Source organism: Bradyrhizobium sp. AS23.2, from assembly GCF_001908185.1.
Lineage (GTDB): Bacteria > Pseudomonadota > Alphaproteobacteria > Rhizobiales > Xanthobacteraceae > Bradyrhizobium.
This window is the reverse complement of record NZ_LGHM01000186.1, coordinates 12,185-31,609: the sequence shown is the minus strand read 5'-3', so window position 1 is coordinate 31,609 and position 19,425 is coordinate 12,185. Positions and strand designations below refer to the sequence as shown.

Below are 19,425 nucleotides of genomic sequence, written 5' to 3'. Positions count from 1 at the left end.
GTGCCGACCGCACTCGAGACCGTCTGAGGAGTTTCAACATGAAGATGACTCAAGGTTGCTTCTCATATCTGCCTGACCTCACCGACGACCAGATCACCAAGCAGGTGCAATATTGCCTGACCAAGGGCTGGGCGGTGAATATTGAGTTCACCGACGATCCGCATCCCCGCAACACCTATTGGGAGATGTGGGGCCTGCCGATGTTCGATCTTCAGGATGCCGCCGGCGTGATGATGGAGCTCGCCGAATGCCGCAGGGTCTATGGCAACAGCTACATCCGTATCAGCGGATTCGATTCCAGCCATGGCTGGGAATCGGTGCGGATCTCCTTCCTCGTCAACCGGCCACCGCGGGAGGCGGAATTCGAGCTGGTGCGACAGGAGGTCGGGGGACGCGCGATCCACTACACTACCGTGCGCCGGCCGGCCGCGCAGGCGTCAACTTAGGTCGTCCTCCTCCGCGCGGAGCGCTCCCTGCTCCGCATCCTTGGCGGACCACTGCTTCGCCGCTCCCCCCGCCGGCGGCGAAGCCCTTTTTCTTCGAGGTGCCCATGCTGGATGTCCCCCACGCAACGACCACGGAGCCCGGCGAGACCGTTTTCGATCTTCGCAAGGAAGCCGAAGCGGCCGGGATCACGGATACGCTGCAACAGCTCGAACAGGAGCTGATCGGCCTCCGGCCAGTCAAGAACCGCGTGCGTCAGATCGCGTCGCTGCTGCTGATCGAACGCATCCGCCAGCGTGCGGGGCTGGCCTCCGCGCCGCCAACGCTGCACATGTCGTTCACCGGCAATCCCGGTACCGGCAAGACCACGGTGGCGCTGCGCATGGCCAAGATCCTGCACGGGCTCGGCTTCGTGCGGCGCGGGCAGGTGATCTCGGTGACGCGCGACGATCTCGTCGGGCAATATATCGGGCACACCGCACCGAAGACCAAAGAGATACTGAAGAAGGCGATGGGCGGTGTTCTCTTCATCGATGAAGCCTATTACCTGCACCGCCCCGACAACGAGCGCGACTACGGCCAGGAGGCGATCGAGATCCTGCTCCAGGTGATGGAGAACCAGCGCGAAGACCTTGTCGTGATCCTCGCCGGCTATGGCGAGCGAATGACGAGCTTCTTTGCCTCGAACCCGGGCTTCCGCTCGCGCATTGCCCATCACATCGAATTCCCCGACTATGCGGAAACCGAGCTGCTTGTCATCGCCGAACTGATGCTCAGGGAGCGTGGCTACCGTTTCTCGGCCGCAGCGCGCGAGGCGTTCGAAAGATACATTGCGCTGCGCCGGACCCAGCCGTTCTTCTCCAATGCGCGCTCGATCCGCAACGCGGTCGATCGCATTCGCCTGCGGCAGGCCGATCGGCTGGTGTCCGATCTCGACCGCATGCTTGACGTCGCCGATCTCGAGACGATCGACCCGGCAGATGTCCTCGCAAGCCGCGTCTTCAGCGGCGGGACCGACGCGCGGAGTGCAAAGCCATGACCAGAGAAATCATTATCGCCCCCTCGATCCTGGCGGCTGATTTCGCGCGGCTCGGCGAGGAGATCGCGGCCATCGACGCAGCCGGAGCCGACTGGATTCATTGCGATGTCATGGATGGACACTTCGTTCCGAACATCAGCTTTGGCGCTGATGTCATCAAGGCGGTCCGGCCGCTGACGGCGAAGATTTTTGATGTGCATCTCATGATCGCACCGACCGATCCTTATCTCGAAGCTTTCGCAAAGGCCGGGGCCGATGTCATCACGGTCCACGCCGAAGCGGGCCCGCATCTCGACCGCTCGCTTCAGGCGATCCGTACGCTCGGCAAGAAGGCCGGGGTGAGCCTGTGTCCGGCAACGCCTGAAAGCGCGATTGAATACGTGCTCGATCGTCTCGATCTCGTGCTGGTGATGACCGTCAATCCCGGCTTTGGCGGCCAGTCCTTCCTCGAATCCCAGGTCGAGAAGATCGGGCGCATTCGAAGCATGATCGGCGACCGGCCGATCCGGCTCGAGGTCGATGGCGGCATCACGCGCGACAATGCCGCGGCCGTTGCCGCCGCGGGCGCCGATACGCTGGTAGCGGGGTCGGCGGTGTTCCGCGGCAAGAGCAGCGCCGATTATGCCGCCAACATCGCGGCCATTCGTGCAGCTGCGGAAGCCGGCCGTCGTCCAAAGCTGCAAGATAGTTCCGAGCAGCGGGTGCGGGCCGAACAGGGTGTGCTCATCCGGTAGACTACGGATGACATGCGGCGACAACGCTGTGGTGCCGGCGGCCGGCCCGAGCCGATCGAACGGTATCTCGATCTGATTGGCATCAACGTCGAGCGCCGCCGCTACGCCTGGCAAGCTTTGCGAGTTCCGTGCTTGGGTTCATTGATAGGAACCAATATCCGCCGCGCGTTTCCTGAAAATTAACCCAGGCATGCGGGCAGGCTCGCAGCAAATGTTTTGCATAACCGCCATCGGCCTGACGCAAATTCGGGCAATAAATCCTCCAAATGCGAGGGAGGTCTCATGGAGAATGTACGTCGCTACCGCGCGCTGGCGTCCCTCTGTCGTCAGCAGGCGGCCTACCGGCCGCTCCAGAACTGGCAGCTTCTGGGCCAGGCCGAACATTTCGAACATCTAGCCGAGATCGCGCTGAAGGCGCATTTCGAGGCCTGCAATGCGCAGCGCGACCAGGACGCCGTCGCGGCCGCGGCATGGGAAACCCCCGTCGCGGCGTGAGGACGTCCGATTCGCTAGCGATCAGAGCAGGCCGCGGCTCTCGGCACGCTCAAGCTCGTCCATGAGCGCCTTGTTTTCATAGCGCGCGAGCGAGAGAACGTTTGCGAAGGAAGGCGAGGGCGCGCCGACCACGGCCCGCGCGCAAAGATCCCCAGCAGCGCATGCCGACATCGTTCCATACCCCGACAAGGCGGCTGCCAGGAACACGCCCGGCGTCCTGGCCGCGCCGATAAGCGGCCAGTTCTCCTTCGTCATCGGATAGAAGCCGCCGTAATGCACCCGGTCGCGCGGCAGGGCACCGAGATATTGCCTGAGCGCGGGCTGAAGCCGGCTGGCGGCGCGAAGCACGATTTCCGGGAAATAGGGATCGAGCTCGGGGTCGCGGGTCGGTTCGGACGGGTCCGAGTTGAAGGCCCAGCCGAGCTTGATCCATTGACCCTGATCGCCGCCGTCGGGGCGGCAGTGAATGCTGCCCGGCATTGGTTCCAGCAACCGGGCCAGTTCGGGGGCGGCCGCCAGCGCCTCGCGCTCCTCCGCCGACCAGGCGAGCGTCTGGCCGTCGAGATCGATCGTGAACGGCATCTTGCGGTCTACCGCGCGATTGCGATCGACGAAGGCGATCTTCTGCTGAAGGATGTTCTGGATCGGCAGCTTTTCGCCATGCATCGCCGAAACATGCGAGGCAAAGGGGCCCGCTGCATTGACGATGATGTCCGCCTTGATGGTCTGGCGCTCGCCGTCGGCGATGACGTCAACCAGGAACCGGTCAGCCTTGGCGATGCCGACCACACGCGCCTGCTGAAATTGCGCACCCAGCGGGCGCATCGTCTCCAGCATGTACTGGCCGAGCTGCTGACCGCTGATGTCGCCGGCCCTGCGGATGTGAAGCGCGGTCGCGACCTCCTTGTCGAACGCAGGATAGTAGCGTTGGATGAGATCTCGGCCGAGCAGCACATCGACGCCGTCGGGCGCAGTCTGCCAGTCTGCCGACAGCGGCGGCGAATAGTTTTGGTTCGGTCCATCGTGTAGACGGATCAGCTTCGAGGCCGAGGCACCGTAGCCGGCGTGCAGCTGCCGGAGCAGCTCTTCAGGTTTCTCCTCGCGTGTCACGAGAAGATATCCGCGCCGCGTCATGTGGATGCGATTGTCCGTGCGGCGCGCGATTTCCTCCATCAGGTCGGTGCTGTGGTCGGTAAACGCAGCCATGGTCGGATGGGGCCACCAGTTGCGGTAGTTCTCGCCGGATTGTGCCGACGTCAGCGCCATCGGCTGGCCTTCATCGACGTTCAGCAGGCGCGAGCGCTTGTGCTCGACGGCGAGGTAGTAGGCCGTGGCAAGGCCGGCCATGCCTGCGCCAATGACCAGGATTTCGACGTCGTTCGTCTTCAAGCGTACTCTCCTCAACTCGGTGGACGATCGGTCCTCGGATCAGTCGGTCTGGTCCCGTGTTGCATGACGCTGTGCTGATCGCAGCGTCTTTTGCGTCTGCACGATGTGCTCGCGCAGCAGGCGCACGGCCTTCTCGACTTCGCCGTCGCGGCAATATTCGAGCAGCTCGTAATGCTCGCGCTGCGGCCGATCCTTGCCGGTGGCGCGGGACACGAGGGCGCGCGTGAAGCGGTTCACGTGGCCGTAATTGGCCTCGATCATCGCAAGTAGGCGAGGGCGATTGCAGGGGGCGTAGAGTGCCTTGTGGAAGCGCCAGTTGAAGGCGCCCCATTTCTCTGGATCGGGCTCCTCGTCGTAGGAGCGGAGAATTGTCCTGGCATCATCGAGATCGATGTCGCCCATGGCCGGGATGGCCAAGCGCAATGCGTGGCATTCGAGCGCAATGCGAATTTCGAGCAGCTCAACGACCTCGTCGATGGAGAGATCCGAGACGACCGCTCCACGGTTGGGCAGGAACGTCACGAAACCCTCGGCCTCGAGCTGCCGCAGCGCTTCTCTGACGGGGATGCGGCTGGTCCCGAATTTCTCGGCGAGTTCGTCCTGACGGAGCTGAATGCCGGGCGCGAGCTCACCCGCGCTGATCGCGCGCCGCAGCGCCTCGCGAACGGCGTCAGGCGTGGAGCCGTGACTGGACCCACTCCGTTGCTTCGCCACTTCACCCGATTTCATGCGGCATCTCGTCGTGGTTGCCTAGCCAGATTGTATAAAATCGATTTGTGGATTATGCAATCGTGTGTATAAAATACTGAGGAATTGCATCCACCGCAGGAGTGAGGCCATGAAGGGGCTGTTGTATTCGCTGATGTTTCTGACCGCGGTCGCGGTCGCGGCCCCGGCTCAGGCCCAATCTCCCAGCGGGACGCTGGCCAAGATCCGGGATGCCGGCGAAATCCGCCTCGGCCACCGCGATGTCTCGGTCCCCTTCTCCTATCTCGACGGCAATCAGAAGCCGGTCGGCTTCGCGATGGATCTTTGCGCGTTGATCGTCGATGCGGTGAAGGACGAGTTGAAGCTCCCTGCACTTCAGACCAAGCTGCAGCCGATCCAGCTCAGCACGCAGATTCCGCTGATCGAGAACGGGACCATCGACATCGTCTGCGGTCCGGCCACCAACACGCTGGAGCGTCAGAAGGTGGTCGCCTTCAGCGACACCATTTTCGTCTCGAGCATTCGCGCCGTGGTCCGAAAGGATGCTCCGATCAAGACGTTCGAGGATCTGAAGGACAAGCCGGTCGCGCTGACCACTGGCTCGACGTCGATTACCCTGCTTCTGACACGCGGCCAGGAGAAGAATTTTGCGGTCAAGCAGGTCCTGTCCCCGGACCACGCCGCATCCTTCCTCGCGCTCACCACCGGCCGCAGCGACGCCTTCGTCATGGACGACATCCTGCTCGCAGGCCTCATTGCCAACAGCCAGGCGCCCGACAATTGGCGGATCATCGACGACAGCCTGCGTACCGAGCCTTACGGGCTGATCATCCGCAAGGGCGATCCGGAATTCAAAGCGTTGGTCGACAAGACGCTGGTTGCGATGATGAAGAGCGGCCGGTTCGCGGAACTCTACGCGAAATGGTTCACGAAACCCATTCCGCCCAGAAATGTGAACCTGAACTTCCCGATGCCGGCACCCCTTAAGGAGGCGGTTGCTAATCCGAACGACAACGGAGTCTGATCGGTACGCTGTGGATCATCCTTCGATCAATGCGACATCATCGTCGGAACCGTCATGGCTTCCAGCATGGCCCGGGTGACGCCGCCGAGGAAGCGTTCTTGCAATCGGGAATGGCCGTAGCCGCCCATCACCAGCAGGTCGAGGTTCTCGTCGGCGGCCAGCGACAGGATGGTCGGCTGAATATCGGCGCGCGCGGCCGACAGGCTGACCGTGCGGGTGGAGAGTCCGCGCCGGCCGAGATGTCTTGCAAGATTTCTCGCTGAGATTTCGTCGGGAACGGCGTCGGCTTCGTTGATCGTGATGATCACGATCTCCTCGGCGCGGGCCAGGAAGGGTGCGGCGTCGCGCATCGCGCGGGCGGCGAGGCGGCTGCCGTCCCAGCAGATGCCGATCCGCTTCGCCTTGAATACACCACGGAAGGTATAGGGCAGGAAAAGCACTGGGCCGCCCGCCTGGAACAGGATCTCGCCGGGCACGTCGTTGTCGAATGAACCTTGCGCCGGATCGGGCTGCACCACGATGCTGAGATCGTGTAGCCGCGCCATCGCGCCGAGCGAGCCGGCTGCATCGACCGGGATCGCGCCAAGCGGGTGGCATGTGTAGGAAATGCCGGCCTTCGTGGCTTCGCTCTCGAACACTGCCAGCGCTGCCTCGGCCTTCTCCACTGCGCGCTCGCGTTCCATCTCGAATATGGCTGCCGCGGCGGTGCCGGCCTCCACTACATAAGCTGCGCTGGTTGCGACATAGCCGACGGCGACCGCATCGACATGGGCGTTGAGGTGGGCTGCCAGCGAGATCGAGCCGTCAATCACGGGTCGCATCGATCGCTCGGTCGGAATGTGAACGAGAATGTCTTTGTACATGGCGGCGTCTCCGATGGACATCATCCGATGGCTGCAGTTTTTCACTGCCCGCGGCACCTGCGTTGAGCTGCATCAAATGTGCTGCAGCGACTTTCACCGCCGCCTCTGGCCGTGCCTTTGCTTGCCAAGATTTAATCGGCCGGACGGGACGCCGTAAGGTGGCAGTGGCCATGTTGGGTGCAAGGCGACTTACCCAACATGGACATTTCGACATGAACGATCACGTCAATTCCGACACCACTACGTCCCGCAGGATTCTGAAGCCCCGCCGGCTGGCGCTGCTCGGTACTGTGGCCGCGCTTGGCGTGGCCGTGCTGGCTGGCTCTCCCGGCTCTTCGCAGCTCGGGGTTACCTCGTTCATCGCGCCGGCCCAGGCCGCTGAAACGGCTGGAACGCTGCCCGGCTTTGGCGATCTGGTCGCGAAGGTCAAACCCGCCGTCATCTCGGTGCGGGTCAAGATCGACCAGGACAACGACAAGACCGCGATGATGCAACAGAACCGGATGGATTCGGACGAGGACGCGCCGTTCGACCAGTTCTCGCGGCAGTTCGGCTTCCGCCTTCCCAATGGCATGAATGGCATGCCGCGCCAGCGTCACCAGATGATCACGGGTGAGGGCTCCGGCTTCTTCATCTCCGCCGACGGCTATGCGGTGACCAACAACCACGTCGTCGATCACGCCCAGTCCGTGCAGGTGACCATGGATGACGGCACAATCTACACCGCGAAGGTGGTCGGCACCGATCCGAAGACCGATCTCGCGCTGATCAAGGTCGATGGCAAGAAGGACTTCCCGTTCGTCAAATTCTCCGACCAGAAGCCCCGGATCGGCGACTGGGTCGTCGCGGTCGGCAATCCCTTCGGCCTCGGCGGCACCGTCACGGCCGGCATCGTCTCGGCCAGCGGCCGCGACATCGGCAATGGTCCCTATGACGACTTCATCCAGATCGACGCGCCCATCAACAAGGGTAATTCCGGCGGTCCGGCCTTCGACATGAACGGCAACGTGATCGGCGTGAACACTGCGATCTTCTCGCCCTCGGGTGGTTCCGTCGGCATCGGCTTCGACATTCCGGCCTCGACCGCGAAGCTCGTCGTCGCGCAGCTGAAGGACAAGGGCGCGGTTACCCGCGGCTGGCTCGGCGTACAGGTGCAGCCGGTGACCGCCGAGATCGCCGACAGCCTCGGCCTCAAAGAGGCGCGCGGCGCAATCGTCGACAATCCGCAGGACGGTAGCCCGGCGGCGAAGGCCGGCATCGAGGCGGGCGACGTGATCACCGCCGTCAACGGCACCGCGATCAAGGACTCCCGCGATCTCGCCCGCACCATCGCCACCCTGGCACCGGGCACCTCGGTGAAGCTCGACGTCGTCCACAAGGGCGACAGCAAGACAGTGACGCTCGCGCTGGGCGAGTTGCCGAACGAGCGGTTGGCCAAGGCCGACCAGGGCAAGGCTCAGTCGAGCACCGGCACGCCGCGTCTCGGCCTCAGCCTGGCGCCGGCCAGTGAGGTCCAGGGCGCGGGCCAGAAGGGTGTCGTCGTCACCGAGGTCGATCCGCAGGGGCCGGCCGCGCAGCGCGGCATCCAGACCGGCGATGTCATCCTCAACGTCGGCGGCAAGGCCGTCGCCAATGTCGGCGACGTCCGCTCCGAGCTGGCGCAGGCCAAATCGTCCGGCAAGAACAGCGTGCTGTTGCAGGTGAAGAGCGCCGATGCGACGCGGTTCGTCGCGGTGCCGCTTGCGTAAGTCGGGCTGATCTACGCAATCCAAAAGGCGGCCCGCGGGCCGCCTTTTTCATGCGCGTCTGAGGGATACCCACAGGCCGCCGATAACATTCTCGTTAACGGCAGCGATGATGACCCGGTTCGTCCGAAAAAGCCGCGTTCACCCGGCAGATTACGGAGTTGCGTGTTGCGCCTTGACGGCAACGAAGATGCCATGGCGAAATTGCAAGAGTGAAACTTCGGACGTCCGGCCGCCTTGTGGAACCGGCCGGGGGTTCGCATTTGATCGGTGCCGACATGGATCGATTGAAGCTCTCGCTGAGATGTGCGCTGCTCGTGGCGCCGTTGGTGCTGACGACGGGAAGCGCCTTGGGGCGCGACGATGGCCGCTACGCCGACTCCCCGCTTAAGCCGTGGTTCGACAGCCTGCGCAGCCATCTCGGCCCATGCTGCTCGGATGCAGATGGATTTGCCGTCTCGGATCCCGACTGGGAGTCGCACGACGGGCACTATCGCGTGCGTCTCGATGGGCAGTGGGTGGAGGTGCCGGATGAAGCCGTCATTACCGAGCCGAACCGGGCCGGCCGCACCATGGTTTGGCCGGTGAAGACCGCCTTCGGGATTTCCATCCGCTGCTTCATGCCGGGCAGCATGATCTGACGCCGGTCAGCGTCACCGTTTGCTGGATTTACGCGTCGACGATTTCTTGGTTGTCTTCTTCTTGGACGTCTTCTTCTTCTTGGACGTCTTTCGCTTCGACGCCTTCTTCGGGACTTTCTTGCCCTTCTGGCGCGCCTCCGACAGGCCGATCGCGATCGCCTGCTTGCGGCTCTTCACGCGTCCGCCACGACCGCCGGGTCCGCTCTTCGCGGTACCCTTCTTGTAACGGCGCATCTCGCGCTCGACATCATTACTGGCGCTGCGCGAATAGCGGCGCTTCTTTGCCTTGCGTGCCATGCATATTCTCCCTTGGCCGAGGGAGAACCAATCGGCACAGGCATGGTTCCGAAAGCGCGAACGCAACGTCGACGCGAAACGGCCTAGAAGGAATTCGCCAGCTCGATCTCGGCCTCCAGCACCTGGATGCGCCGCGAAGCCTCGGCGAAGGACAGATCCCGCGCATATTGTGCGGGCTGATACGCCTCTTCGCTCAGCCGTTTCAGCCTGAGCCCCTGCGCCCGGGTCATTTGCTCGGTGAGGAAAGCCCTGGCGTCGTATTTACCTTGAACCTGCATGTCGCTGCTCCGTCCTGAAATCGTGACTTGACTATATGTTCTTATTTTGTTCTAACAAGCCATGGACAACAGAATTAATGAAATTCGACGTAAAATCAGCGTCTTGAGGCTGGAAATGGCCGATATCGAGGCGTCTGTCCGCGACCTCGTCGACCGCGATCGAGACTGCACAGAAAAGGCCCTGGCGCAGATGGATCTGCGCCGGAAAATCAACCTGCTGATCGGCGAATGGAAGGCTGCCGGTGGCGGCGATGTCCTGCCGGATGTCCGCGACCGGGTGCGCCTTCGCCCCGTAAAGACAGCCGGCAATCCCGTGCGCGCGATCGCGCGCCGCTGAGACCTTTGGGAGCGCGCGGTGGAGGAGGACCCGGACACGTACCGGATCTTGAGACTGCGCGCCGAGATTCTCGAACTCGGCTCCGCGATCCGGCAACTGCGGCGCGAAGGCCTCGACGACGCCACGGCCCAGCTCTTGATCGCACGCAAGCGCGCACAGCTCGAGCATCTCGTGAAGGCGAATGCCGCGGGACGACTGCATTAACATCGCCGACATCCGACGCAGCTCAAACGACACGCTGGAGTTCGTTGTTCGGATGCCGACGTGGTCTCGATGCTGCAGGCGGTAGAGGAGATCTGTGCCGACGTTCCTGCATCCGAAGCGGCGACGCGTGAGCGCGTTGCAGAAGCTGCGCGAAGTCGCGCAGATAGAGCATTGCTCAGTCGAGGATCTAAAACGCACAGCCGGTGATGCGCTGAGCGTGCGTCGGCGATGTGGCGGTAGAAGGATTTTCGATCGGGGCGCCAAAGCCAAAAGGCCCCGCGATCGCGGGGCCTTCCATCAGCCTGAACGAACACTCACTTGGTGTTGCTCATGCCGCCCTTGTTCGTCATGGTGCCGCCCTGATCGGTGCCGGACGGCTCGGCGCCCTTCGAAGATTTGGTGTTGGCGCCCGTGGTCTGGGATGATGACATCGAGGATCCATGCTTGGCCTTGTGCGATTTGGCCTGCGCGGCGAACGGTGCGGCGGCAAGACCGGTTGCCAACATCACGGCGAGGGTGAGCTTGATCATCTTCATGCGTGGGAACTCCCTGGGTTAAATTGACGCAGGCAGCCAACCGCCGTTCGAAGCAGGAGTTCCGAACCAAGCATCTCCCGCGCCTCACGTCCGCTTCAAGATTGCTTGTCTTCTGCGAGGATGAACACGACGCCCGTGAGTGTCGCGCCGATTGCGAAGGTCGTCACCAGCGTGAGCGCGAAGACGACAACGGCCTGGCTGCCGCCATCGTTCAGCAACTTGGCGACGGCCGGATTGGACAGAACGAGCGCCAAGCTGAATACGAGGCCGAGGGCCGCGCCCATCATCGCATGCGTCATCAGCTTGATGACGCCCGTGGGAGAGATCAGGCCTGGCGACTTCTTTACGCGCATGGAACTGCATCTCGATCTGGTATGCAAACGCGCGCGACGATCGCTGGTTCCATCGGGCATGAAGGAATTGTCATCTGCCGCTTCATCCGGCGTTCATGCCGGTCTTGCGAGGATGAGCGCCATCAACACGGGAACATTCGACATGGGTAAGGTAGTCTTTCTCTATCGCTCGCTGGCCTATCGCAACGCCGCCGCGGACATGCTGCGCAGGGCGCGGAAACTGCCGCGTGGCGCTGAACGCAGCGCGGCCCGACGTTATGCTACGGCACTGCGCGATCTCTCGCAGACGGAAGCCTGGCTCGAAGGGCGCGTCGCCGATGAACCTCGGTCGGTGCAGCGAATGACGACCGCAGCGTCCGGCTAGCCGGATGCGCGTTGCAGCTCGGCGGAGCTGGCGGCGTCAAATTTGCCGGCAGCGGCCGTCGCCGTAGTCTTGGGTGCCAAGGGCACTTCCAGGCGACACAATAGGCCCTCGGCGCGCCAATCGAATTGCGCCCGTCCACCAAGCTGGGACTCGACGCTCGCAAGCAGGCTCCGCGTACCGAAGCCACGAGATTTCGGCCTCCTGACGTGCGGGCCGCCGGTTTCCTCCCAGGTCAAAGTGAGGAGGTCGTCCTCGACCTGCCAGCCGATCATGAGGCGTCCCGACCGCGTCGACAGCGCGCCATACTTTGCCGAGTTGGTGAAGAGCTCGTGCAGCGCCAGTGCCAACGTCTGCGCGGTCGCCGGCCGCAACTGGACCTCGGGACCTGCCAACTTGATCTGGCCGTCACGCGAATAGGGCGCAACCTCCTCTTCGATCAGCTTCGATAGCTTGGCGCCCTGCCAGCTCGACAGCGACAGGATCGTGTGCACGCGCGCCAGTGCATTGATGCGTCCTTCGACGGCGTTGACGTAAGCCTTGACCTCGTCGGCACGGGTGAGGCGAACGATCGATTGCGCCAGCGCCAGCGCATTCTTGGCGCGATGATCGACTTCCCGCGCGAGGAGATTCTGCCGCTCCTCGGCGCGCTTGCGCTCCGTAATGTCCACGGTGACGCCGCTCACGCGCACCACGCGACCGGCGTGGTCCACCGTCGCGGCCGCTGTGCCGACGCACCAGCGCACCTCGCCATCGGGGCGGCTGACACGAAATTCCCCTTCATAGGCACGCGCGCCGGTATTGAACGCGGCAACGGCCCGGCTGAACTGGTCGGCGTCGCCGGGGTGCAGCAGGGCCTGGATGTTGGCCGACGTGACGTTGAAAGTCTCGGGAGTCACCCCGAAGATGCGGTACTGGCCTTCGTCCCACATCCAGTCGCCATTGATCCAGTCCCAATCCCAGGATCCCATCTTGCCGGCGGCGATGGCCATGCTGCGCCGCTCTTCGCTCTCGCGCAACTTCGCGGTGGAGTTTTCCAATTCCGCCGTGCGCGCGCGGACGCGGTCCTCGAGCTCCCGGTTCAGCCGCTCGAGCTCTCGCGTCTTGCGATAGAGCTCGGCAAACACCTTGATCTTGGCGCGTAGCACCTCCGGTATCACCGGCACCGGCACGTAGTCGACCGCACCCATCTCGTAGCCGCGCAACCGGTCGATGTCGCTGACCTGAATGGCCGAGATGAAGATCATCGCGGTCTTCTGGAAGCGCGGATGTTCGCGGATCATCGCGGCAAGCTCGAAACCGTCGAGCTCGGGCATGCAGACGTCGACCAGGATCACCGCGATCTCGGTCTTGAGCAGCACTTCAAGCGCCTCGCGGCCGGACGAGGCTATCACGAGGTTCTCGCCGAGATCCTTCAAGATCACCTCATAAGCGAGCAGCTTGGCCGGCTGGTCGTCGACGAGGAGGATGTTGACCTTTTCGTGGTCCATTCGCGGATCCAAACTCAGCGGTGCAGCCACATGCGGATCGCAAGCAGCAATTGATCGGTGTTGACGGGTTTGGCGAGGTAGTCGGACGCGCCGGCTTCCAGGCATTTCTCCCGGTCGCCCTTCATCGCTTTGGCGGTCAGCGCGATGATGGGCAAGCGCGCAAAGGCCGGGTTCTCGCGGATCACGCCGATGGTCTGATAGCCATCCATCTGCGGCATCATGATGTCCATCAGCACGATGGCGATTTCCGGATTGGAGTCGACCAGCGTCACCGCCTCGCTGCCCGTGGTTGCCGTCAGCACCTTCATGCCGCGTCGTTCCAGCACGCTCGACAGCGCGAAGATGTTGCGGGCGTCGTCGTCGACGAGCAGGGCGGTCTTGCCGATCAGGTCCTCGTCGGAGCTGTTCAGCTTCTCGAGCATGCGCTGCTTCTCGACCGGCAGTTCAGTGATCACGCGGTGCAGAAACAGCGCGGTCTCGTCGAGCAGGCGCTCCGGCGATTCCACGCCCTTGACCACGATGCTGCGCGCCATGGTGTGGAGCTCGGCGTCTTCCTCCGCCGAGAGCTCGCGGCCGGTGAACACGACGACCGGAACGTTCGACAGCGCCTCGTCGTTACGGATCTGGTCGAGCACCTCGAAGCCGCTCATGTCGGGCAGCCGCAGGTCGAGCACCACGCAATCGCAGGGTGTTTCGCGCAGCGTCGAGAGTGCGCCCGCGCCGGTGTCGCTCGTCACGATCTCGATGTCGTCGTGATGCAGGAGCTCGCGGATCGAGAGCTGCTCGGCCTCGTTGTCCTCGACGATCAGGAGCCGCTTCCGGCGAGGCCGCGCATATTCCTTGATCTGCGTCAGCGCGGCCGAAACGCCTTCGGTCGTAGTCGGCTTGTTAACGAAGGAGAAGGCGCCCCGCGCCAGCGCGTGCTGACGGTCCTCGTCGAGGGTGATGATCTGTACGGGGATGTGGCGTGTGAGCGGATTGTGCTTGAGCTGGCTCAGCACCGTCCATCCCAGCATGTCCGGGAGGAACACGTCGAGCGAGACAGCCCGCGGTTGATATTGCTTGGCAAGCTCGAGCGCCTCCGCGCCGCGCGCGGCGACCAGGACCTTGAAACCCTTGTCACGGGCGAGATCGACCAGCACCCGTGCATAATGCGGGTCGTCCTCGACGATCAGCAGGATGCTGTCCCCGGGCTCGACGCCGAGCCGGTCGTCGGGCAATTGCTCGATGACGCGCTGCTGTTCCGGCGCGGCCGGCTGTAGCGCCGGCGGCTGGCTGTACTGCTGGGGCGCAGGCGCGGCACGCGGCGCGAGCGTCGGGCCGGAATATTTCAGCGGCAGGTAGAGCGTGAAGGATGAACCCTTGCCCGGCGCGCTGTGCAAATGGATCTCGCCGCCGAGCAGGCTCGCGAGCTCGCGGCTGATGGCAAGGCCGAGGCCTGTGCCGCCGTATTTACGGCTGGTGCCGGCGTCCGCCTGCTGGAACGCCTCGAAGATCAGCTTCTGCTTCTCCAGGGGAATCCCGATGCCGGTATCGGACACTTCGAACGCGATCACGGCCGGCGCGGCATTCAGCACCGGGTGATCCGTTCCCCAGCCGCCGACCGCGCCGGCGACCTTCAGGCGTACTTCGCCCTCGGCGGTGAACTTGAAGGCGTTGGAGAGCAGGTTCTTCAGCACCTGCTGCAGGCGCTTGGAGTCGGTGACGATGCTGCGCGCAAGGTTCGGATCGACGTCGATCTTGAACGACAGGTTGCGGTTTTCAGCCTCGTGCCGGAACGGCCGGCCGACGGTCTCGAGCAGGTTCGCGGTCAGGATCTCCTCGGCATCGACCGTCACCGTGCCGGACTCGATCTTGGAGAGATCGAGAATGTCGCTGATGAGGTTGAGAAGATCGGTGCCGGCGCCGTGGATGGTGCGGGCGAATTCGACCTGCCTGGTGGTGAGGTTGCCGTCCGGATTGTCGGTGAGCTGCTGGCCGAGGATCAGGATCGAATTGAGCGGCGTGCGCAGCTCGTGGCTCATATTGGCGAGGAATTCGGACTTGTACTTCGAGGTCAGCGCGAGCTCCGTCGCCTTCTCCTCCAGCGCGCGGCGGGCCTGCTCGATTTCCTGGTTCTTGCGTTCGACCTCGACGTTACGCTCGGCGAGCTGTTGGGCCTTCTGTTCGAGCTGGTCGTTGGTCTGCTGCAACTCACGCTGCTGCGTCTGAAGCTCGCCGGCGAGCTGCTGCGATTGTTTGAGCAGGCCTTCGGTCTGCATCGTCGCCTCGATCGAGTTGAGCACGATGCCGATGGAGTCGGTGAGCTGTTCCAGGAACGTCATCTGCGACGTCGTGAAGGAAGCCAGCGAGGCGAGCTCGATCACCGCCTTGACCTGGCCTTCGAACAGCACCGGCAGCACCACGAGGTTCTTCGGCGCGACGCGGAACAGCGCCGAATTGATCGGCACCACGTCGGACGGGATGTCGCTGACCAGGCGCGGTCGCCTGTCGAGCGCGCACTGGCCGATCAGGCCGTGGCCGAATTGCAGCACGCGCTGATACGGATAGACACCGTCGCTGGCGTAGGACGCGAGCAGCAGGAGTTGCGGACTATCCTCGCTCTCGACCTGGTAGATCACACCGGTGTGGGCGTTCACCAGCGGCGACAATTCGGTGAGCAGGAGCCGGCCGACGGTGGCGAGATCGCGCTGGCCCTGGAGCATGTTGGTGAACTTGGCAAGGTTGGTCTTCAGCCAGTCCTGCTCGGTGTTCACGTCCGTCGTGAGACGGAGGTTCGTGATCATCGTGTTGATGTTATCTTTCAGCTCGGCCACTTCGCCGCGGGCATCGACCTGGATCGACCGTGTCAGGTCGCCCTTGGTCACGGCGGTCGCGACTTCCGCGATCGCGCGCACCTGCGAGGTGAGGTTGGCCGCCAGCAGGTTGACGTTGCCGGTGAGGTCCTTCCAGGTGCCGGCGGCGCCGGGCACGTCGGCCTGACCGCCGAGCCGTCCCTCGACGCCAACCTCGCGCGCCACCGACGTCACCTGGTCGGCGAAGGTCGCGAGCGTCGAGGTCATGTTGTTGATGGTGTCAGCGAGCGCCGCGACCTCGCCCTTTGATTTCACCGTGAGGTTCTGCTTGAGGTCGCCGTTGGCGACCGCCGTCACCACCTTGACGATGCCGCGGACCTGCTCGGTCAGGTTCGCTGCCATGAAGTTGACGGTGTCGGTGAGGTCCTTCCAGGTGCCGGCGACGCCGGGCACCTGGGCCTGGCCGCCGAGCTCGCCTTCGGTGCCGACCTCGCGCGCCACGCGTGTGACTTCGCCGGCGAAGGCGTTGAGCTGGTCCACCATGGTGTTGATGGTGTTCTTCAGCTCGAGGATTTCGCCCTTCACGTCCACGGTGATCTTGCGTGAGAGGTCGCCGCGCGCCACGGCGGTGGTGACTTCGGCGATGTTGCGGACCTGCGTGGTGAGGTTCGCGGCCAGGAGGTTGACGTTGTCGGTGAGGTCCTTCCAGGTGCCGCCGACGCCGGGCACCACGGCCTGACCGCCGAGGCGGCCCTCGGTGCCCACCTCGCGCGCAACGCGCGTCACTTCGGCGGCGAAGGAGCGGAGTTGCTCGACCATGGTGTTCAAGGTGTCCTTGAGCAGCAGGATCTCGCCGCGTACGTCCACGGTGATCTTTTTGGAGAGGTCGCCACCGGCGATCGCGGTTGCGACTTCCGCGATGTTGCGGACCTGCGCCGTCAGGTTCGACGCCATGAAGTTGACGTTGTCGGTGAGGTCCTTCCAGGTACCGGCGACGCCGGGCACCTCGGCCTGGCCGCCGAGCTTGCCTTCGGTGCCAACCTCGCGCGCCACGCGCGTGACTTCGCCGGCGAAGGCGTTGAGCTGGTCCACCATCGTGTTGATGGTGTCCTTGAGCTGAAGAATCTCGCCGCGCACGTCCACGGTGATCTTGCGAGATAAGTCGCCGCGCGCCACAGCGGTCGTCACCTCGGCGATGTTGCGGACCTGGGCGGTGAGGTTGCCCGCCATCGAGTTCACGCTGTCGGTGAGATCCTTCCAGGTGCCGGCGACGCCGGGCACGTTGGCCTGACCGCCGAGACGGCCCTCCGTGCCGACCTCACGCGCCACGCGCGTGACCTCGCCCGCGAAGCGGTTGAGCTGGTCCACCATCGTGTTGAGGGTGTCCTTGAGCTGGAGGATCTCGCCGCGCACGTCCACCGTGATCTTGCGCGACAGGTCGCCGCCGGCGATCGCGGTCGCGACCTCGGCAATGTTGCGGACCTGGGCGGTGAGGTTGCCCGCCATCGAGTTCACGGAGTCGGTAAGATCTTTCCAGGTGCCAGCGACGCCGGGCACGTCGGCCTGGCCGCCGAGCTTGCCGTCGGTACCGACCTCGCGCGCCACGCGCGTCACTTCGCCGGCGAAGGCGTTGAGCTGGTCGACCATGGTGTTGAGCGTTTCCTTCAATTGAAGGATTTCGCCCGAGACGTTCACGGTGATCTTCTTGGACAGGTCGCCCTTGGCGACGGCGGTCGCGACCTCCGCGATGTTGCGGACCTGGCCGGTCAGGTTCGAGGCCATCGAGTTGACGGAGTCGGTCAGGTCCTTCCAGGTGCCGCCGACGCCGCGCACGACGGCCTGGCCGCCGAGCTTGCCTTCGGTGCCGACCTCTCGGGCGACGCGCGTGACTTCGCCGGCAAAGGCGTTGAGCTGGTCCACCATGGTGTTGATGGTGTCCTTCAGCTCCAGGATTTCACCGCGGACGTCCACCGTGATCTTCTTTGACAAGTCACCGCCGGCGACCGCCGTCGTCACCTCGGCGATGTTGCGGACCTGCGCGGTCAGGTTCGACGCCATCGAGTTGACGCTTTCGGTGAGGTCCTTCCAGGTGCCGGCGACGCCGAGCACGTTGGCCTGGCCGCCGAGCCGCCCGTCGGTGCCGACCTCGCGCGCCACGCGCGTCACTTCGCCGGCGAAGGCGTTGAGCTGGTCGACCATGGTGTTGAGCGTCTCCTTCAGCTGAAGGATCTCGCCCGAGACGTTCACCGTGATCTTCTTCGAGAGGTCGCCGCCGGCGATCGCGGTCGCGACGTCGGCGATATTGCGGACCTGCGCGGTGAGGTTCGACGCCATGAAGTTGACGTTGTCGGTGAGGTCCTTCCAGGTGCCGGCGACGCCGGGCACCTGCGCCTGGCCGCCGAGCTTGCCTTCGGTGCCGACTTCGCGCGCCACGCGCGTCACTTCGGAAGCGAAGGAGTTGAGCTGGTCCACCATGGTGTTGATGGTGTCCTTCAGCTCCAGGATCTCGCCGCGCACGTCCACCGTGATCTTGCGGGACAAGTCGCCGCGCGCCACGGCGGTCGTCACGTTGGCGATGTTGCGGACCTGTGCGGTCAGGTTGCCGCACATCGCGTTCACGGAGTCGGTGAGATCCTTCCAGGTGCCGGCGACGCCGGGCACGATCGCCTGACCGCCGAGCTTGCCGTCGGTGCCGACCTCGCGCGCCACGCGCGTCACCTCGGAGGCGAAGGAGCGCAGCTGGTCCACCATCGTGTTGATGGCTTCCTTGAGCTGAAGGATCTCGCCGCGGACGTCGACGGTGATCTTCTTGGAGAGGTCGCCGTTGGCGACCGCGATCGTTACCTCGGCGAGGTTGCGAACCTGGTTGGTCAGGTTGTTCGCCATCGAGTTGACGCTCTCGGTCAGGTCCTTCCAGACGCCGGTCACTTCCGGTACCTGAGCCTGGCCGCCGAGCTTGCCTTCGGTACCGACCTCGCGCGCCACGCGCGTCACCTCGGAGGTGAACACGCCGAGCTGCTTGATCATGGTGTTGACGATGTTCGCCGACTGCAGGAACTCGCCGCGCAAGGGGCGGCCGTCGACGTCGAGTTTGACGGTCTGGAGCAGGTCGCCTTGCGCCACCGCCGCGACCGCGCGCGTCACCTCGCGCGTCGGCCACAACAGGTCGTCGATCAGTGTGTTGACGGAGCCTTCCATATCGGCCCAGGAGCCGGAGGCGAGGCCGAATTTCACGCGCTGGCGGGTCTTGCCCTCGCGGCCCACCACCTGGCCGACCAGTTCGAGCTGCTGCGCCATGCGCTGGTTGGCCGCGATGATTTCGTTAAGGGTGTCGGCGATCTTGCCATCGATGCCGAGATAATCGCCGCTCATCCGCACCGAGAAATCGCCGCTGCGCATTGCTTGCAAGGCGAGCAGCAATTCCGCCCGGGAATCCGGCTCCGAGGTACCATTGATTTTTGGCTTTGGCCCGCGACGACCGGAGCGTGATGCTGTTCCGGGATCGAGGTCGCTCATACTAAATCCCCCCCGCAAGCGTCGGCCGAAGCCAAAGGCAAGACGCGACTGGTCAAAATAGAGCGTCAGCCAAATTCGAAATCAAGCGCCAAGGTTGCGGCGCAAGGAATTGGAACTTGCCATGCTCAGCCCGGCCGAAATAACCGCTGGGGTTGCCAATGGTTCCATCCGCTTTC

The 19,425-nt window shown here is 63.9% G+C and carries 19 protein-coding genes; 10 read left to right on the top strand and 9 right to left on the bottom strand.

All coding sequences use genetic code 11. The features are described 5' to 3' along the window. Positions 1–38: 38 nt before the first annotated feature. From AC630_RS34800 to AC630_RS34785, 4 genes are all read left to right on the top strand, one after another. Entirely contained in the window at positions 39–446 is a 408-nt protein-coding gene (locus AC630_RS34800; RefSeq protein WP_074122925.1) for a ribulose bisphosphate carboxylase small subunit, read from the top strand. A 104-nt stretch (positions 447–550) separates the two neighbouring features. Then, positions 551–1,483 (top strand): CbbX protein, encoded by a 933-nt coding sequence (cbbX, locus tag AC630_RS34795; RefSeq protein WP_074122924.1) that lies wholly within the window; start codon positions 551–553, stop codon positions 1,481–1,483. Then, on the top strand, positions 1,480–2,217 hold the full coding sequence (rpe, locus tag AC630_RS34790) for a ribulose-phosphate 3-epimerase (protein WP_074122923.1): 738 nt from the start codon (positions 1,480–1,482) through the stop codon (positions 2,215–2,217). The genes cbbX and rpe overlap by 4 nt, the downstream gene beginning before the upstream one ends. A 282-nt stretch (positions 2,218–2,499) precedes the next feature. After that, positions 2,500–2,712, top strand: coding sequence for a hypothetical protein (locus AC630_RS34785; RefSeq protein WP_074122922.1), 213 nt, complete (start codon positions 2,500–2,502; stop codon positions 2,710–2,712). A gap of 21 nt (positions 2,713–2,733) precedes the next feature. Here AC630_RS34785 and AC630_RS34780 read toward each other — a convergent pair whose 3' ends face one another. Together AC630_RS34780 and AC630_RS34775 are read right to left on the bottom strand one after the other, a co-directional pair. Further along, positions 2,734–4,101, bottom strand: coding sequence for an NAD(P)/FAD-dependent oxidoreductase (locus tag AC630_RS34780; RefSeq protein WP_074122921.1), 1,368 nt, complete (start codon positions 4,099–4,101; stop codon positions 2,734–2,736). Between the two features lie 39 nt (positions 4,102–4,140). Next, the gene (locus tag AC630_RS34775; RefSeq protein ID WP_074122920.1) at positions 4,141–4,830 is read right to left on the bottom strand and encodes a GntR family transcriptional regulator; all 690 of its coding nucleotides are present in this window, start codon (positions 4,828–4,830) and stop codon (positions 4,141–4,143) included. A 109-nt stretch (positions 4,831–4,939) separates the two neighbouring features. On the opposite strand from AC630_RS34775, the gene AC630_RS34770 reads away from it, so the two are divergent. Further along, a complete protein-coding gene (locus tag AC630_RS34770) occupies positions 4,940–5,833 on the top strand; it encodes an amino acid ABC transporter substrate-binding protein (protein ID WP_074122919.1) in 894 nt (297 codons plus the stop codon). Between the two features lie 26 nt (positions 5,834–5,859). Here the strand turns inward: AC630_RS34770 and AC630_RS34765 are convergent, their stop codons facing one another. Continuing rightward, the gene (locus AC630_RS34765) at positions 5,860–6,696 is read right to left on the bottom strand and encodes a universal stress protein (protein ID WP_074122930.1); all 837 of its coding nucleotides are present in this window, start codon (positions 6,694–6,696) and stop codon (positions 5,860–5,862) included. A gap of 212 nt (positions 6,697–6,908) precedes the next feature. Between AC630_RS34765 and AC630_RS34760 the strand changes: the two genes are divergently transcribed. Continuing rightward, complete coding sequence (locus AC630_RS34760) at positions 6,909–8,444, top strand: Do family serine endopeptidase (RefSeq protein ID WP_074122918.1); 1,536 nt, start codon at positions 6,909–6,911, stop codon at positions 8,442–8,444. A 275-nt stretch (positions 8,445–8,719) separates the two neighbouring features. Next, positions 8,720–9,082: a hypothetical protein gene (locus AC630_RS34755; protein ID WP_074122929.1), complete on the top strand. Its 363-nt coding sequence runs from the start codon at positions 8,720–8,722 to the stop codon at positions 9,080–9,082. A gap of 12 nt (positions 9,083–9,094) precedes the next feature. Here AC630_RS34755 and AC630_RS34750 read toward each other — a convergent pair whose 3' ends face one another. Next, entirely contained in the window at positions 9,095–9,379 is a 285-nt protein-coding gene (locus AC630_RS34750; RefSeq protein WP_074122917.1) for a DUF6496 domain-containing protein, read from the bottom strand. Between the two features lie 83 nt (positions 9,380–9,462). Next, entirely contained in the window at positions 9,463–9,657 is a 195-nt protein-coding gene (locus tag AC630_RS34745; RefSeq protein WP_074122916.1) for a DUF3072 domain-containing protein, read from the bottom strand. Positions 9,658–9,772: 115 nt separating this feature from the next. Between AC630_RS34745 and AC630_RS34740 the strand changes: the two genes are divergently transcribed. Together AC630_RS34740 and AC630_RS34735 are read left to right on the top strand one after the other, a co-directional pair. Further along, complete coding sequence (locus tag AC630_RS34740; protein WP_074122915.1) at positions 9,773–9,994, top strand: hypothetical protein; 222 nt, start codon at positions 9,773–9,775, stop codon at positions 9,992–9,994. 18 nt (positions 9,995–10,012) lie between these two features. Beyond that, complete coding sequence (locus AC630_RS34735; protein WP_074122914.1) at positions 10,013–10,198, top strand: hypothetical protein; 186 nt, start codon at positions 10,013–10,015, stop codon at positions 10,196–10,198. A gap of 314 nt (positions 10,199–10,512) precedes the next feature. On the opposite strand, the gene AC630_RS34730 is transcribed toward AC630_RS34735, so the two are convergent. Together AC630_RS34730 and AC630_RS34725 are read right to left on the bottom strand one after the other, a co-directional pair. Beyond that, positions 10,513–10,734: a hypothetical protein gene (locus AC630_RS34730; RefSeq protein ID WP_074122913.1), complete on the bottom strand. Its 222-nt coding sequence runs from the start codon at positions 10,732–10,734 to the stop codon at positions 10,513–10,515. Between the two features lie 95 nt (positions 10,735–10,829). Then, positions 10,830–11,087, bottom strand: a complete 258-nt coding sequence (locus AC630_RS34725) for a hypothetical protein (RefSeq protein WP_074122912.1) — start codon at positions 11,085–11,087, stop codon at positions 10,830–10,832. A gap of 142 nt (positions 11,088–11,229) precedes the next feature. On the opposite strand from AC630_RS34725, the gene AC630_RS34720 reads away from it, so the two are divergent. Then, on the top strand, positions 11,230–11,451 hold the full coding sequence (locus AC630_RS34720; RefSeq protein ID WP_074122928.1) for a hypothetical protein: 222 nt from the start codon (positions 11,230–11,232) through the stop codon (positions 11,449–11,451). Here AC630_RS34720 and AC630_RS34715 read toward each other — a convergent pair. Both AC630_RS34715 and AC630_RS34710 read right to left on the bottom strand, forming a co-directional pair. Then, on the bottom strand, positions 11,448–12,938 hold the full coding sequence (locus AC630_RS34715) for an HWE histidine kinase domain-containing protein (RefSeq protein ID WP_074122927.1): 1,491 nt from the start codon (positions 12,936–12,938) through the stop codon (positions 11,448–11,450). The genes AC630_RS34720 and AC630_RS34715 overlap by 4 nt on opposite strands. A 14-nt stretch (positions 12,939–12,952) precedes the next feature. Continuing rightward, the gene (locus tag AC630_RS34710; RefSeq protein WP_074122911.1) at positions 12,953–19,249 is read right to left on the bottom strand and encodes a HAMP domain-containing protein; all 6,297 of its coding nucleotides are present in this window, start codon (positions 19,247–19,249) and stop codon (positions 12,953–12,955) included. Positions 19,250–19,425: the final 176 nt, after the last annotated feature.